The organism is Lutibacter sp. (assembly GCF_041555395.1).
Classification (GTDB): Bacteria; Bacteroidota; Bacteroidia; order Flavobacteriales; family Flavobacteriaceae; genus Lutibacter.
In genome coordinates this window covers 1-16,422 of the sequence record NZ_JBFFKM010000020.1, presented here as the reverse complement: position 1 = coordinate 16,422, position 16,422 = coordinate 1, and the positions used below count along the sequence as shown (strand labels likewise).

At 34.5% G+C, this 16,422-nt stretch carries 16 protein-coding genes; 10 read left to right on the top strand and 6 right to left on the bottom strand.

Features of this window, described 5'->3' with window-relative positions:
* The first annotated feature begins 26 nt into the window (after positions 1 to 26).
* The 6 genes from ABY285_RS06165 (at position 27) to guaB (ending at position 5,506) form a co-directional block, all read left to right on the top strand.
* The gene (locus ABY285_RS06165) at positions 27 to 644 is read left to right on the top strand and encodes a LysE family translocator (RefSeq protein WP_372768116.1); all 618 of its coding nucleotides are present in this window, start codon (positions 27 to 29) and stop codon (positions 642 to 644) included.
* Between the two features lie 24 nt (positions 645 to 668).
* The gene (locus tag ABY285_RS06160; protein ID WP_372768114.1) at positions 669 to 1,526 is read left to right on the top strand and encodes a hydroxymethylglutaryl-CoA lyase; all 858 of its coding nucleotides are present in this window, start codon (positions 669 to 671) and stop codon (positions 1,524 to 1,526) included.
* 178 nt (positions 1,527 to 1,704) lie between these two features.
* Positions 1,705 to 2,844 (top strand): porin, encoded by a 1,140-nt coding sequence (locus ABY285_RS06155; RefSeq protein WP_372768112.1) that lies wholly within the window; start codon positions 1,705 to 1,707, stop codon positions 2,842 to 2,844.
* 110 nt (positions 2,845 to 2,954) lie between these two features.
* Positions 2,955 to 3,479, top strand: coding sequence for an FMN-binding protein (locus ABY285_RS06150; RefSeq protein ID WP_372768110.1), 525 nt, complete (start codon positions 2,955 to 2,957; stop codon positions 3,477 to 3,479).
* The gene (locus ABY285_RS06145) at positions 3,479 to 3,973 is read left to right on the top strand and encodes a hypothetical protein (protein ID WP_372768108.1); all 495 of its coding nucleotides are present in this window, start codon (positions 3,479 to 3,481) and stop codon (positions 3,971 to 3,973) included. Before ABY285_RS06150 ends, ABY285_RS06145 begins: the two co-directional genes overlap by 1 nt.
* Positions 3,974 to 4,036: 63 nt before the next feature.
* Positions 4,037 to 5,506, top strand: a complete 1,470-nt coding sequence (guaB, locus tag ABY285_RS06140) for an IMP dehydrogenase (protein ID WP_372768106.1) — start codon at positions 4,037 to 4,039, stop codon at positions 5,504 to 5,506.
* Positions 5,507 to 5,600: 94 nt separating this feature from the next.
* On the opposite strand, the gene ABY285_RS06135 is transcribed toward guaB, so the two are convergent.
* Together ABY285_RS06135 and ABY285_RS06130 are read right to left on the bottom strand one after the other, a co-directional pair.
* Entirely contained in the window at positions 5,601 to 6,989 is a 1,389-nt protein-coding gene (locus tag ABY285_RS06135) for an exonuclease domain-containing protein (protein WP_372768103.1), read from the bottom strand.
* Positions 6,990 to 7,763 (bottom strand): XRE family transcriptional regulator, encoded by a 774-nt coding sequence (locus ABY285_RS06130; RefSeq protein WP_372768101.1) that lies wholly within the window; start codon positions 7,761 to 7,763, stop codon positions 6,990 to 6,992. It abuts the gene before it with no gap.
* 84 nt (positions 7,764 to 7,847) lie between these two features.
* On the opposite strand from ABY285_RS06130, the gene ABY285_RS06125 reads away from it, so the two are divergent.
* Both ABY285_RS06125 and dinB read left to right on the top strand, forming a co-directional pair.
* Complete coding sequence (locus tag ABY285_RS06125; RefSeq protein WP_372768099.1) at positions 7,848 to 10,817, top strand: DNA polymerase III subunit alpha; 2,970 nt, start codon at positions 7,848 to 7,850, stop codon at positions 10,815 to 10,817.
* On the top strand, positions 10,814 to 12,034 hold the full coding sequence (gene dinB / locus ABY285_RS06120) for a DNA polymerase IV (protein WP_372768097.1): 1,221 nt from the start codon (positions 10,814 to 10,816) through the stop codon (positions 12,032 to 12,034). Before ABY285_RS06125 ends, dinB begins: the two co-directional genes overlap by 4 nt.
* Positions 12,035 to 12,044: 10 nt before the next feature.
* Here dinB and ABY285_RS06115 read toward each other — a convergent pair whose 3' ends face one another.
* Positions 12,045 to 12,194, bottom strand: a complete 150-nt coding sequence (locus ABY285_RS06115; protein ID WP_372768094.1) for a hypothetical protein — start codon at positions 12,192 to 12,194, stop codon at positions 12,045 to 12,047.
* A gap of 231 nt (positions 12,195 to 12,425) precedes the next feature.
* On the opposite strand from ABY285_RS06115, the gene ABY285_RS06110 reads away from it, so the two are divergent.
* Positions 12,426 to 12,716 carry an RNA recognition motif domain-containing protein gene (locus ABY285_RS06110; RefSeq protein WP_372768092.1) on the top strand — a complete coding sequence of 97 codons (291 nt, stop codon included), beginning with the start codon at positions 12,426 to 12,428 and terminating at the stop codon, positions 12,714 to 12,716.
* A gap of 79 nt (positions 12,717 to 12,795) precedes the next feature.
* On the opposite strand, the gene ABY285_RS06105 is transcribed toward ABY285_RS06110, so the two are convergent.
* Positions 12,796 to 14,061 carry a DEAD/DEAH box helicase gene (locus tag ABY285_RS06105; RefSeq protein WP_372768090.1) on the bottom strand — a complete coding sequence of 422 codons (1,266 nt, stop codon included), beginning with the start codon at positions 14,059 to 14,061 and terminating at the stop codon, positions 12,796 to 12,798.
* Positions 14,062 to 14,243: 182 nt separating this feature from the next.
* Positions 14,244 to 14,435: a cold-shock protein gene (locus ABY285_RS06100; protein WP_372768088.1), complete on the bottom strand. Its 192-nt coding sequence runs from the start codon at positions 14,433 to 14,435 to the stop codon at positions 14,244 to 14,246.
* 231 nt (positions 14,436 to 14,666) lie between these two features.
* Here ABY285_RS06100 and ABY285_RS06095 point away from each other — a divergent pair, with 231 nt between their 5' ends.
* Entirely contained in the window at positions 14,667 to 15,398 is a 732-nt protein-coding gene (locus ABY285_RS06095; protein ID WP_372768086.1) for an NYN domain-containing protein, read from the top strand.
* Positions 15,399 to 15,483: 85 nt separating this feature from the next.
* Here the strand turns inward: ABY285_RS06095 and xerD are convergent, their stop codons facing one another.
* Positions 15,484 to 16,380, bottom strand: coding sequence for a site-specific tyrosine recombinase XerD (gene xerD / locus ABY285_RS06090; RefSeq protein ID WP_372768154.1), 897 nt, complete (start codon positions 16,378 to 16,380; stop codon positions 15,484 to 15,486).
* Positions 16,381 to 16,422 lie beyond the last annotated feature (42 nt).

The following is a 16,422-nucleotide window of genomic DNA, read 5'->3' as shown; positions in this document are numbered from 1 at the left end:
TAACTTTGGCTATCTTAAAATTTTAAATGAATTACGAAATTCTGCTGTCGTTTATCGGCGCATCCATGTTACTCACCATTATGCCGGGACCCGACATTATTTATGTTTTGGCGCAAAGTATGACCAATGGTAAAAAATATGGAATTGTTACTTCATTGGGATTGGTTTCCGGGATTTTAATCCATACTTCTTTAGTGGCTTTTGGTGTCTCGGCGCTCCTGAAACAATCTGAAAATATATTTTTCGCTATTAAATTATTCGGGGCAATTTATTTATTGTACTTGGCTTATTTAACATTTAAATCGGATGAAGAAGTTTTGATAAATACAAAAGTGGATAAAAAAAGGTTGATTAAACTTTTTAAACAAGGATTTTTGATGAATGTTTTAAATCCGAAGGTTTCAATATTTTTTTTGGCTTTTTTTCCTGGATTTTTATATAGTTCATCTCAAAATACCATGGTACAATTTTATGTATTGGGAGGATTATTTATGCTTCAGGCATTGTTGATTTTTTCCTTGGTTTCGTTGCTTTCAGGGAATTTTGCAGATTACCTGAAAAGACATCCAACCTTCAATTCAAAAATAAAATTGTTCAAAATTTTAGTTTTTGTTGGCATTGCCATTTTTATTCTTTTTTCTTAATTGGTTTTGTATATTTGAGAACCCATGAAAAAAGTAAAACTTATAGAATGTCCTAGGGATGCCATGCAAGGAATAAAATCGCATTTTATTCCAACTGAAGCTAAAGTACAATACATAAATGCTTTGCTGAGGGTTGGTTTTGATACCATAGATTTTGGGAGTTTCGTTTCTCCAAAAGCCATACCTCAGATGCGGGATACGGCACAAGTACTTTCAAAACTCGATTTGAGTAAAACAGAAAGTAAATTATTGGCGATTGTGGCCAATATTCGTGGGGCTGAGGATGCTTCACAATTTGATGAAATTAGTTATTTAGGTTATCCATTTTCAATTTCTGAAAATTTTCAAATGAGAAACACCGGTAAAACAATTGTAGAATCCGTTGAAATTTTGAATGAAATTTTAAATATTGCCGCCAAAACCAATAAAGAAGTCGTTGCGTATTTATCCATGGGTTTTGGAAATCCGTACGGTGATCCCTGGAATGTTGAAATTGTCTCAAACTGGACAGAGAAACTTTCAAAAATGGGCGTTAAAATTTTATCATTATCCGATACTGTCGGAAGCTCAACACCAAAAATTATTGATTATCTTTTTTCGAATTTAATTCCATCTTATTCAACAATAGAATTTGGCGCACATCTTCATACAACGCCAACAAGCTGGTTTGAAAAAGTGGATGCTGCATATAAAGCCGGCTGTAATCGCTTTGATGGGGCTATCATGGGCTATGGAGGTTGCCCGATGGCGAAGGACGATCTCACAGGAAATATGCCTACAGAAAAATTAATTTCTTATTTCAATCAGCAAAAAGCTTCAACAAATATCAATGCCATGAGTTTTGAGAGTGCTTATAACGAAGCTTTGAAGATTTTTCACTAATACTTAATTAGTTCAAATTCAATCATATACATTTTGCGTTTTTTTGAAAAGATGACATAAGTCATCTTATTTATAATTATTCTAAATAAGTCTTTTTTATTTCTACTAACTTATATATTTTTGTGCTGTTATTAATAACGAGTCTAAATAAAAATAAACAAATCAATTAAATTTAAAAATGAAAAATATAAAATTAATTTTAGCAATGTTTATCGGTTTCATCGGATTTGCTCAAGAAAATTCAGAGAATACTTATCAAAATTCAGGAAACAAATTATTAAATGATAACTTAAGTAAAGGTATTACAATAGGAGGTTATGCACAAATAGATTACAATGAACCGGATGGGTCAAAAGCGGGCAAATTAGATGTACACCGATTGGTATTGCTTTTTGGGTATAAATTTAATGAAAAGGTAAGTTTTTTAACAGAAGTTGAATATGAGCATGTTCAAGAGGTATATGTTGAGCAAGCCTATATACAATATAAATTAAATAAAAATGTAAATGTGTTGGCAGGTTTAATGTTGGTGCCCATGGGAATTATAAATGAATATCATGAGCCAACAACATTTTATGGCGTTGAACGTCCTAATGTAGACAATTCTATTGTTCCAACTACTTGGAGAGAACTAGGAGCGGGGATTTCCGGAAGAATAGACAATGCTTCTTTAAAATATCAAGCTTATGTATTCAACGGTTTTAAATCTTATGCAGGTGAAGCCGGTGTATTGCGTGGTTCGGACGGATTAAGAAAAGGGCGCCAAAAAGGGGCAGAATCAGTAGTTAGTTCACCCAACTTCTCCACTAAATTAGATTATTACGGAATTATGGGACTTAGAATAGGACTGTCGGGTTATTTTGGGAAAACCCAAACAGATGACACTTCCGTTGAAGGTTCAACTATTGGAATTTCAATGATTGGCTTGGATGCTCGTTATAAATACAATAACTTAGAATTAAGAGGGCAATATATTAACGCTGATTTATCGGATACAAACGAATATAATACCTTAACCGGTAAAGATTTGGGGTCTAAAATGAACGGATTGTATGCTGAAATTGCGTATGGATTTGATTTAAAAGGGGAAGAAAAACTGACTCCGTTTTTAAGATATGAAAAGTACAATACACACGCTGAAACTGAAGGGAGTTTAGTGGCAAATAAGGCTTTTGACAAAAATGAATTGGTTTTTGGCTTAAACTATAAAGTTGCCGATGGTGCTGCATTTAAAGTTGATTATCAGTTGGTTAATAATGCGGTTTCAGGAAGTAATGCCGCAAAACAATTCAATGCCGGTGTTGCCATTTGGTTCTAAAATAATGATTTAAATTTCCGCTATTCTGAACCTGCTTGCCAGTAGGCTGGTTCAGAATGACGGATTTAATTGTTTTTTATTAGAAACCATTCAATTTAAAAATTTATAAAATGAAAAAAATAGCCATTTTAACAATTATAGTGCTTTTAGTTTCAAGTTTCACAACAAATAAAAAGATTGAAGCCTTAATTGAAAAAGAAATTAAAACAGCATTTAATTTGGAAAAATATTCCAAGCAGCCAATAGCTGTTTCTTCGGAAGTAAAGGAAACACTTCCAATAAAAATTGATGAAACCAATTTCTTTAAAATTAACGGCAAGGATAAATTATTAGGCTATTATTATTTAGGTCAAGCATTTGGCAAAGCAGATTATTTCGATTTTATTGTTATTTTTGACAAAGACTTGATTGTTTCAAAAGTAAAAATTTTGGTATATAGAGAAGCCCACGGAGGTGAAGTTGGAAGTAAACGATGGTTGAATCAGTTTAATGGAAAAACAAAAGAGGAAAATTTAGAATATCAAAAAGATATTGCAGCAATTTCAGGAGCAACAATTTCAGCAAAATCTATGACCAATGAGGTAAATAAATTACTGAAAACAGTAACGATTTTATATAATAAAAAACAGCTATAATGCAAATTCACGGACTTATACATCAATTTCCTAAAGAAATAAAATCTCTTATTCTTATTTTTATTTGTGTGCTTAGTGTTGGTTTTTACGGCGGATTGAGTTTTGTTAACAACACAACTTCTATGAACTCTTCAGAATTAGAAAGTCATTATTTGGGAAATGAGAATGATGAAGCCGCTGAAATCATGAAATTCAAAAAAAGTGAAAGCGAAATTTTAACAATTGTTCATAACCATATTCTTTCCTTGTCCGTAATTTTCTTTTTGCTTTCATTAATTCTATCTACAACTTCCATCAATAAGAAATTCAAGTATTTTTTAATGATTGAACCTTTTTTGTCCGTCATTTTAACTTTTGGCGGTATCTATTTGCTTTGGAGCGGGGTTACCTGGTTTAAATATGTGGTGATATTTTCTGGAATATTAATGACTTTTAGTTTTGTATCGGCAACATTAGCAATAGGATATCAAATTTTATTTTCAAAAAAGCAGTAAATAGCGCTATTTAAATTAAATAGTCTAAATTTGCACGCAATTAATTTATAAGTTGATTGCATTATGATTTTAGATTCTTCAAAAATAGTAGGTGAAGGTTTAACCTACGATGACGTACTATTAATTCCGGCATTTTCAGAAGTTTTACCGCGTGAGGTAAAAATTCAGACAAAATTCACAAAAAACATTACATTAAATGTTCCTATCGTTTCCGCAGCGATGGATACCGTTACCGAATCGAATATGGCAATTGCCATGGCTCGTGAAGGCGGAATTGGGGTGTTGCATAAAAATATGTCCATAGAAAAACAGGCTATAGAAGTTAAAAAAGTGAAGCGTTCAGAATCGGGGATGATTTTAGAACCAATTACCATCACTAAAAATGAAACGGTATTTGTCGCTAAAAGCTTGATGAAAGAGTATGGTATAGGTGGGATTCCTGTGATTGATGAAGAAGGAAAATTAATTGGAATCATAACCAATAGGGATTTGCGTTTTGAGGGAGATAATAAGCGTAAAATTTCTGAAGTAATGACTTCTAAAAACCTGATTACCGTTGCTGCCGGAACTTCATTAAAACAGGCAGAACTTATTCTTCAGGAAAATAAAATTGAAAAATTACCGGTTGTTGATGCCAATTATAAATTGGTAGGACTCATAACCTATAGAGATATTATTAAGGTTTTGGAAAATCCGAATGCGAATAAAGACCAATATGGGCGTTTGTGCGTAGCGGCAGCAATAGGTGTTACCCCTGATGCGCTTGAAAGAGCCTCAGCCTTAATAACAGCCGGAGTTGATGCGCTAATTATTGATACTGCGCACGGACATACAAAAGGCGTAGTTACTGTTTTAAAACAAATTAAAGGCGTTCACCCTAATATTGATATTGTTGTGGGGAACATTGCTACAGGTGAAGCTGCAAAATATTTAGTTGAAGCTGGCGCCGATGCAGTAAAAGTAGGTATTGGACCGGGTTCTATTTGTACAACCCGTGTAATTGCTGGTGTTGGTTTTCCCCAACTTTCTGCTATTATTGAAGTGGCAAATGCAATCAAGGGCTCAGGAGTTCCCGTAATTGCTGATGGAGGCATTCGTTATACAGGAGATATTCCAAAAGCCATTGCTGCAGGAGCTGATTGTGTGATGCTGGGTTCATTATTGGCAGGCACAAAAGAATCGCCGGGTGAAACCATTATTTATGAAGGCCGAAAATTTAAATCGTACAGAGGAATGGGTTCCATTGAAGCCATGGAACATGGTTCTAAAGATCGTTATTTTCAGGATGTTGAAGACGATATTAAAAAATTAGTCCCTGAAGGAATTGTGGGAAGAGTGCCTTATAAAGGGGAATTAAATGAAACGATGGTTCAGTTTATTGGCGGTTTACGTGCCGGAATGGGCTATTGTGGTGCAAAAGATATTGAAGCCCAAAAACAAGCCAAGTTTGTTAAAATTACCGCTGCAGGAATGCGTGAAAGTCATCCACACAATGTAACCATCACAAAAGAATCTCCAAATTACTCGAGATAATTTTTAGGAATATAAAACAAAGTAAAATTTTTGCGATAATTAATGGCTGAATAAAGCTTTTAATAACTGCAAAAATTTTCTTTTTTAGAAGAAATCAAAAAAAGTTGAGCTCAAACGGTGTATTGACGTAATCTAACGGAACAATACTTGTGCTATTTCTCCCCACATAAGCATTTAAAATTCGCCTGACATCGTTATTTTCTTTTTGTGCGCATAGCAAATCAAAATAATCGGCAACGGATGTTATCTTTTTTTTCTTGCTTGCGTAGCCAAATCCCTTGTAAATTCCGTTAATAACCAAAACATAAGCGTATTCATTGGTGGTTCTGCCGGTTTCTTTAATGATAAAATTTTCAGTTTTAAACTTTAAGGAATCAATGGATTTTTGCACCCTTAAATTATACGATTCAACAGGTTCTTCGTCTTTACAAATGCCTTTGCATTTTTTAATTTGATAATGAAAACAAGTGGAAACATTGGTTTGTAAATGACAATATTTTGGACACAATTCAAATTCTTCGCATAAATTTTCCATAAAAATACGGCATTCCGTAATATTGGAAAACTTCATTAAGGGAGATGTAATTAATTTTAACCGATTATAAGCCAGGTGAAGTATGCCGTCTCTGTCTTCATAAGTAAACAATCCGATACTTTCCTGAGCCCTTCTTTGTGCCCGATTGTATTTGGGAAATATTTTTTTTATTTCCGAAGATTCCAATAGCAAGGCAAGCAATTCACTACCGGTTTCAACGTAAGAAACATTGCTGGTCTCCAGGCACATCGTAATTTCTTTTTTGGTCTTGTCGTAAAAATGGCTCAGCACGCGTTGCTTTATATTTTTGGCTTTGCCAACGTAAATGGTTTCATTTTTTTCGTTTTTGAAATAATAAACGCCCGAATTTTCTGAAAGTTCATCAACCGTTTTTTTCGGTAATAAAGGCGGTAATGTCGATTGTTTTGACCGTGGATTTAAAAAGGAATTGAATACATTTTGGGTATCCAGCTGCAACAATTTTTCGAATAAAACAACAGTGGCTTCCGCGTCTCCTTGTGCCCGGTGCCTGTCTTTAATTACAATATTTTGCGTAATGCAAAGCGCGCCCAAACTGTACGATCTTAAATTTGGAATTAATTTTCTGGATAATCGAATAGTGCACAGTTTTTTTCGTTTAAATTCAAATCCTAAATCTTTAAATTCTTTTTGTATGATGTTGTAATCAAAATTTACATTGTGCGCCACAAAGATGGTGTCTTGGGTGATTTCGGCTACTTTTTTGGCAATTTCATAAAATTTTGGGGCATTGCCCACCATAGAATTCGTAATTCCCGTTAAATTGGTGATAAAAGGAGGAATGTTGCATTCCGGATTCACAAGTGTCGTAAACTCGTCAATTACTTTTTCTCCATCATACACAAAAATGGAAATTTCTGTTATTTTGGAACTATGCCCGGTGGTTTCTATATCAACTATTGCGTACATTTATTTTATCGATTTTTCCAGTGCTTTTAACTCAATTCCCAACTGATTTAACATAGCGGCAATGCTGCTTATTTTTAATTCGTGTTCTTCATATTCCTGCGTGTTGATGCTGCACGTAAATTCCCATAATTCCAATACTTCATTAACAGGCACATAATATGGATCGTATTTTTTGTTGTCGGAAACCAGCAAAAGCATGTTGTTTTCTTCCAATTTATTAAAAACCCGCTTATAAACAATGCCGTCATTTAAAGTGAGCACAATATACGTTTTACCGTCTTTTAGGTTGCTAATTTCTTCAACAAATCGTGCAACAATATAAGAACCGCTTTTCACTGGCAGCATAGAATCTCCTTTTATGGGAAATGCGCGATGTGTTCCTGTAGGTAAAAACGGCAATTTTATTTTTTCCAAATGCTCAATGTATTCTGGGTCGGCATAGCCTCTTAAATAACCTGCGGAAGCTTCAACAGGAATAATTTCTATCAAATCTTCGTTGGCGCCATCTATGGTAATTGGAAATAAAACCCTTCTGTTTCCAATTTCAATAAACGAAACATCTTTTGCGCCCGACAAATCATTTTTAATTAAAATATCAATGGGGATTTTAAAATAATCGGACAAGTCAATTAAAAATTCAATAGGAGGAATGGCCCTGTTTTCTTCATAAGAACTTATGCGTGAGCGGGAGACTTTTAAATCCTCCGCAAATTGTTCCTGCGTCAAACCTTTTAAGGTCCTGATGTGTTTGATATTTTGTGACAAATAATTCATAATGCTAAATTTATGAGCAACAATTGCTAATATTTTGAGCTAATTTAGCAAAAAAAAGTTTACCGCCTAATTTTTTCTGAAAAAATGTATTTGAACACGCACTCATATTATAGCTTAAGATACGGAACAATAGCGCCGGAAGCCTTATTGCAAAAGGCATTTGAGCATAGTATTACGGCAATGGCACTGACTGATATAAACAGTACTTCTGCCAATTTGGATTTTGTGCGTTTGGCGGATAAATATGGCATAAAACCGATACTTGGGGTCGATTTTAGGAATGGTGCACAACAACAATTTGTGATGTTGGCAAAAAATAATGAGGCCTTACAGCAACTGAATAAATACCTGTCGGAATTTTTGCATTTGGATAAAATGACGATTCCAAAACACGCAAAATACATTCCGGATACTTATGTGATTTATCCGTATCAAAACACAATAACAGATCTTCATGAAAATGAATTTATAGGCGTAAAACCTTCTGATTTAAACCAGCTAAAGTTTTCAAAATGGCAATTACATCAGGAGAAATTGGTGGTATTGAAAACGGTTTCATTTCAACATAAAAAAGGATTTAATACACACCGATTGTTACGGGCTATTGATAATAATGCCTTGCTTAGTAAATTGCCAAAATCGGAGCAGGGAGAGGTAACGGACGTTATGATTTCTGAAAAATCGTTGAAAGATATTTTTGAAGAATATCCGCAAATTATTGAAAACACACAACGTATTTTAGACAATTGCCATATCAGTTTTGATTTTTCTAAAAATGCACCTAAAAATCAGAAAACCTACAGTAACAATGAAGAGCTGGATTTTAAACTACTGAAAAAACTGGCTTATGACGGCTTAAATTATCGATACAAAAAATTGGGAAAACGTGTGTTTGTCCGGTTGGAAAAAGAACTTGAAATGATTCAGCAAAAGCAGTTTGTTTCCTACTTTTTAATCAATTGGAAAATATTGAAATATGCCAGAAGCAAAAAATATTATTATGTTGGCAGGGGAAGCGGCGCCAATAGCATTGTGGCGTATTTGTTGCGAATTACCGATGTTGATCCCATAGAACTGGATTTATATTTTGAACGTTTCATTAATTTGCACAGAATAAATCCGCCCGATTTTGATCTGGATTTTTCCTGGCGAGACAGGGATGACGTCATGAATTTTATTTTTGATCGATTTAAAAATACGTCATTAATTGCAGTTTACAACACTTTTAAATACAGAGCTTCAGTTCGGGAATTGGGGAAAGTTTTCGGACTTCCAAAAGAAGAAATAGACAAGCTTTCCATAGGGAATTTCAACCCAAATGAATTGGATGATTTGTCTAAACTGGTGTTGATTTACAGCAAACACATTCAGGGATTTCCAAATTATTTGGGCATTCATCCCGGCGGAATTCTAATTTCAGAAAAGCCAATTGATTATTATACAGCCACTTATTTGCCTCCAAAAGGGTTTTCGACCACCATGTTTGATATGGTTGTGGCAGAAGATATTGGCTTGTATAAATTTGATATTTTGAGTCAGCGCGGTTTGGGAAAAATAAGGGAAGCCGTTGACATTGTAAAATACAACCATCCAAGTCATTCCGAGATTGACATTCACGACATAAAACGCTTCAAGGAGGATTCAAAAATTAAAAACCTGTTGAAAAATGCAAAGGCAATTGGTTGTTTTTATGTGGAATCTCCCGCAATGCGGATGTTGCTGAAAAAATTGCAGGTTGATAATTATTTGGGATTGGTGGCGGCAAGTTCGGTCATACGACCGGGTGTCGCAAAATCGGGAATGATGCGGGAATATATTTTGCGCTACAGAAATCCCGAACGCAGAAAAGAGGCAAATCCGATGTTGCTTGAAATAATGCCGGAAACTTATGGCATTATGATTTATCAGGAAGATGTGATAAAAGTGGCGCACCATTTTGGTGGATTAAGTTTGGGGGAAGCGGATATGTTGAGGCGCGGAATGAGTGGGAAATTTAGATCAAGAGAAGAATTTTCAAAAGTGAAAAACCAATTTTTTGAAAACTGTAAAAACCAAGGGCACAACGATGAACTGACTTCAGAAATTTGGAGACAAATTGAGAGTTTTGCAGGTTACGCTTTTGCCAAAGGCCATTCGGCTTCCTATGCCGTTGAAAGCTACCAAAGCCTGTTTTTAAAAGCCTATTATCCGCTGGAATATTTAGTGGCGACACTCAATAATTTCGGTGGATTTTACCAGCCGGAATATTATGTGCACGAAGCGCGGATGAACGGAGCAATTATTTATCCGCCAACCACTAACAAGTCTCATTATCAGAATTATATCGAAGGAAATAATATTTATTTGGGTTTTATGATGCTGGAAAGTTTTGAATTAAAGAATGCAACAAAAATTGTAAATGAAAGAGAAAAAAACGGCTTGTTTTTAGATTTGGATGATTTTATAGAGAGGATCGTCATTTCGTTGGAACAGCTTTCAATTTTAATTAAAATAAATGCCTTTCAGTTTACAGGGAGAAATAAACGCGAATTGTTATGGGAAGCTTATATGAAAGTGAATAAAGTGTGTTTGAAAGAACATGTTTCTACACTTTTCAAATCAGAAAAAATAGTATATAACACGCCACAACTCAATTGCAGTAATTTTGAAGACGCATTTGATGAAATTCAATATCTCGGTTTTCCGTTATGCAGTCCGTTTGATTTATTGACACAACCAATACACCAACAATTGGTTGCAAGTGATTTGGCACATTACATTGGGAAAATTGTAACGGTTTACGGCTATTATGTTACGACAAAAAGAGTAAGTACTTCTAAAGGAGATCTCATGTATTTTGGAAATTTTGTGGATGTAAAAGGAGATCATATTGACACGGTGCATTTTCCGCCAGCCGCCAAAAAATATCCATTTAAGGGAAGAGGCGTGTATGAATTAACGGGAAAAGTTACGGAGGAATTTGACTGTATCACTGTTGAAATAGAAAGAATGGAAAAACTGGCAATTATTCAAGATCCCAGATATGCAGATACCACTAAAAAAACAGTAGTATGAATACGTTAGAACGCGCGATTGCGCACATGGATTTGGACACTTTTTTTGTATCCTGCGAACGTTTAACAAACAGTCGATTAGAAGGGAAACCTGTATTAATCGGAGGTGCTTCAGATAGAGGCGTCGTTGCTTCGTGCAGTTATGAAGCCCGAAAATACGGCGTCCATTCGGCGATGCCCATGCGTATGGCAAAACAATTATGTCCGGAGGCTATTGTACTGCGAGGTAATTCGGGGATTTACACCAAATTTTCAAAACTGGTTACGGAGGTTATCAATGAGTCCGTTCCTTTGTACGAAAAATCATCTATTGATGAGTTTTATATTGATTTAACGGGAATGGATAAATTTTTTGGATGTCATCAATTGGCTTCAGAATTAAGAAGTAAAATTATAAAAGAAACCGGCTTGCCCATTTCTTTCGGCTTGTCCGTAAATAAAACCGTTTCAAAAATAGCAACAGGAGAAGCAAAACCCAACAATGAGCTGAAAATAAACAGCGGTACCGAAAAGTTTTTCCTGGCGCCGCTATCTGTCCGTAAAATTCCTATGGTGGGAGAAAAAACCTATAATATATTGTGCGATTTAGGGATTAAACGCATAAAAACCGTTCAGGAAATGCCGATTGATATGATGACTAAAGTTTTTGGGAAACAGGGTGGCGGTATTTGGAAAAAAGCGAATGGAATAGACAATTCACCGGTTATAAAATACCATGAACGAAAATCAATTTCAACCGAACGCACATTTGATAAAGACACCACAGATATAGAGAAATTGAAAACTATTATTGTTGCGATGACGGAGAATTTGATTTTTCAATTGCGAAGAGGCGATAAATTAACAGCTTGTATTACTTTTAAAATTAGATATTCTGATTTTCAAACCTACACAAAACAAAAAAAAATACCGTACAGCTCGTCAGACCATTCAATTTTACCCTTTGTTTTAGAACTTTACAATAGTTTATACCAAAGGCGATTGCTGGTTAGAATGATAGGAGTGAAGTTCAGTGATTTGGTAAGTGGCGGACATCAAATTAATTTATTTGAAGACAATGATAAAATTCTGAATCTTTACCAGGCTATGGATAAAATGCGGGAACGCTATGGTGATAGGGCTGTGATTAGAGCTTCAGGTATGGGCGCAAAAAGCATAAGCCGTTGGAATCCTTTTAATGGAGAGCCGCCACCATTATTACCAAATAGAAGGCGATAGCGAGTAACAGTTAAGAAGCTTCCTTTGATTTTTTTATAATGGCTTTAAGACGTTCTTTGGTAGTTATTTTAGAATTTTTTAACTTCTCTTTTTTTCTATTAAGAAGTTTGGTATGTAATGCTTTGTTCTCCGTATTTTTTGCGCGTCCCTTTTTAGCCATAATTTAAATTTAATAAAATAATATTCTTGACTGCAAAACTACATTTTTAAATTTGAATATCTCGTTCTATTAATTTAGCATAGAGTAAGATAGTTAGTTTTTTATAAAATAAATTGAATTTAATTTTTTATATTTGCCGATTAAATGGAAATTTTAGTATTGTAAGTGTTTTTATTCAATTACTTACTGCAATCTCTTAAACTTAAATCATAAAACATTTTATCTAAAAACATGAACATTTTCATAGCAAAATTGAGTTCTTCTACAACTAGTGAAGACTTACAGGGATTATTTGAAGAGTATGGCGAGGTAGTTTCTGCGAAAGTTATTACAGACAAAGAAACGGGCGAATCTAAAAGATTTGGTTTCGTAGAAATGGCGAAGGACGACGAAGCTTTAAAAGCAATTGAAGAGCTTGATGAGTGCCAATACGACAACAGCACAATTGTTGTTAGTAAAGCAAAACCAAAAACTGATTCACCAAGGCGTGACAACAAATTTGGTGGAAAAAAAAGATTTTAATCTTTATATAATCCAAAAAAAAAAAGCTATCAGAAATGATAGCCTTTTTTTTTATAGTTTAGGAACTTAATATTTGTTACTAACGTTGTTTTTTTGCCACCGGTTTACGGTGCTTCCAACCATTATTTCTTCCGCCGCCATTACTTGATTTTTGGGAACGTGAATTTTTTGATTTTTCCTCATTTACAGGCACATCATCAATGCCATCAATCAGAAAAGGGTGTTCTGTCACCACAGGAATTTTTTGGTCAATTAATTTTTGGATATCGCGTAAAAATGCTCTTTCTTCTGCATCGCAGAACGAAAGTGCGATTCCGCTGGCGCTTGCACGTCCGGTTCTTCCAATACGGTGAACATAGGTTTCAGGAATATTTGGCAAGTCGTAGTTTATTACATGCGATAATTCGTCAATGTCTATACCACGAGCAGCAATGTCAGTCGCAACCAAAACACTTGTTTCACCACTTTTAAAATTGCCCAATGCCCTTTGTCTCGCTCCTTGTGATTTATTGCCGTGAATTGCAGCGGCACTAATGTCGGCTTTCGCTAAAAACCGAACAATTTTATCCGCACCATGTTTGGTTCTTGAAAAAACAAGTGTGGAAAATACTTCTTCCGATTCCAGCAAATGAACAAGTAATTTAGGTTTGCTTTTTTTACTCACAAAATAGACGGCCTGTTCCACTTTTTCGGCAGTTGCCTGCTCAGGTTTCACGGTCACTCTTTGTGGGTTCCCCAATATTTTTCGGGATAAATCTACAATATCTGCAGGCATTGTAGCAGAAAAGAACAATGATTGTCGTTTTGTCGGTAATTTGGCGATAATCTTTTTAATGTCGTGAATAAATCCCATATCTAACATATGATCAGCTTCATCCAATACAAAATACTCAACATCTTTTAATGAAATGTAGCCTTGATTCATCAAGTCTAGTAATCTTCCAGGTGTTGCAACAAGAACGTCCACACCTCTGCGAAGGGTATCTGTTTGTCCGCCTTGTTTCACGCCGCCAAAAATAACAGTGTTTTTAATTCCCGTAAATTTTCCGTAAGCCGTAAAACTGTCCGAAATTTGGATAGCCAATTCTCGTGTAGGTGTAATAATGAGCGCTCTAATTTTACGCTGATTTTTGCTAGTACTTTTATGATCAAGGTAAAGGTGCTGTAATATTGGAACGGCAAATGCTGCCGTTTTTCCTGTTCCGGTTTGCGCACAACCCAAAAGGTCGTTTCGATTAAGCAAAATTGGAATTGATTGTTCTTGAATTGGAGTGGGATGTGTATAGCCTTCAGCACTTAAGGCTTTCAGTATAGGTTCAATAATTTCTAGATCTTTAAATGTCATGTAGTTTTATTAAAAGTGGCAAAGGTAGGTGAATTGTTTGGATATATGTAATTTTATGTATAAAGCATTGAAAATGAGGGTAAATACTGCAATTAGTTTTGGCTATTCTTTCAATGGTCATCATTCAAAAAAAAAGCCTGTCAAAAATGACAGGCTCTACATTGTAAAAAGGTAAGTATATATTAAATAACTTTTACATTTACTGCGTTTAATCCTTTTTTACCTTCCTGTAAATCGAATTCAACTTCGTCACCTTCGCGTACTTCGTCGATTAATCCAGAAATGTGTACAAAATGTTCTTTGTTTGAACCTTCCTCACTAATAAAACCAAATCCTTTTGCTTCATTGAAGAATTTTACTGTTCCTTTACTCATTGTTAAAAATTTTAAATATAATATTAGCCGCAAAGATACTGTTTTATAATTGGGTTTTACTAATTTAGCGATAAAATAATTTATTTTTTTTCTGAAACCCGCTTTCTTTTGATTTATTGTTATGAATAGTTTTACGAAATTCGCGATATAAAGTAGTTAACTTATTCATTTTAAGGGTTAAATAAAATGAATTAAATAAATATAGATAATAATTTTATACATTTAAATAGTATGATAAAAGACTTAAAATTAGCAGTTTTAATTGATGGTGATAACATACCCTCAAAATATATTAAGGAAATGATGGAAGAAATTGCCAAATATGGCACTCCAACTATAAAAAGAATATATGGAGACTGGACCAAGCCGCAATTGGGTAAATGGAAAGCCATTTTGCTGGAAAATGCCATAACACCAATCCAACAGTATGGTTATACAATAGGAAAAAACGCAACAGATTCCGCGATGATAATAGACGCTATGGATATTTTATATTCAAATTACGTTGATGGTTTTTGTCTGGTTTCATCAGACAGCGATTTTACGCGATTGGCAACAAGACTGAGAGAATCAGGAATGCAGGTTTATGGAATTGGGGAAAAGAAAACACCTGATCCGTTTATTGTGGCTTGTGATAAATTTATATATCTGGAAATTTTAGAACCTTATAGTGAAACTAAAGATGAAACAGGAGGGGAGTCGAAGAAGCGAAATTTAGACAAAATCACACCAAAAGTGATTAAATTCCTTAAACAATCAGTTTCAGATGTAGCAGATGAAGACGGATGGGCTTTTTTAGGCGATGTTGGTTCTTTGATTCTGAAAATACAACCTAATTTCGATGCCAGAAATTTCGGGTTTGATAAATTGACACCTTTGTTTAAGTCGCTTAACCAGTTTGAAATTGATGAGAGGGTTCAAAGCGGGGTGCGATTTAAATTGATTTATGTTCGAAATAAGTAAATTGCAACCAATAAATATCTAGGTTAATTTGTTTTATCATTAAGGTGATAGCATAAACAAGATTTGGCAATAGACCCCATCTTTATTATTTACGTGGGTGAAAAGTATTAATTACTTGCTTTAAAAAACTTTTATCCAAATGCATATAAATTTCTGTGGTGGTAATGCTTTCGTGCCCTAACATTTGTTGAATTGCTCTTAAATCGGCGCCCCGTTCCAATAAATGTGTGGCAAAGGAATGACGGAATGTATGCGGACTTATCTTCTTTTTAATGCCGGCTTTAATTGCTAAATTTTTGATAATGGTAAAAATCATCACGCGGGTTAATTTTTTTCCTCTTCTGTTTAAAAAAACCGTGTCTTCAAATCCTTTTTGAACTTCAATATGGGTTCTAATCGCATTTAGGTAAAATAAAATATACTTTTGAGTTTGTGAATTGATGGGCACAAAACGTTGTTTATTGCCTTTTCCTATGACCCGAATAAAATCTTCCTCAAAAAATAAATCGGAAATCTTCAAATTTGTAAGTTCAGAAACACGCAAACCGCAACTGTATAATGTTTCCAGGATTGTCCTGTTTCGCTCGCCTTGCGGCTCACTTAAATCGATGGCGCAAATGAGCAAATCAATTTCTTTTAAAGCCAAAGTATCTGGTAATTTTCTGCCAATTTTAGGCGTTTCAATCAATTCGGTTGGATTGTCTTTCCGATAATCTTCAAAAATTAAGTAGCTGAAAAAATTTCGAATGCCCGAAATTAAACGTGCCTGCGATCGTGCATTGATATGTTTGGAAGTTTCGTAAATAAATTGCTTAAAATCCTCCTGATTTATTGAAATGGGAGAAATGATCATTTCATTTACCTCCAAATATAAAATCAACTTTTTTACGTCACGCGAATAACTGTCAATGGTATTTTGCGACAAGCCTTTTTCTATTTTTAAATAAAATTGGTAATCGTGTAAAGCGTTATTCCATTTCATATTGTGTAAATGTAATAATAAATGAATATGGTTGCCGTATTT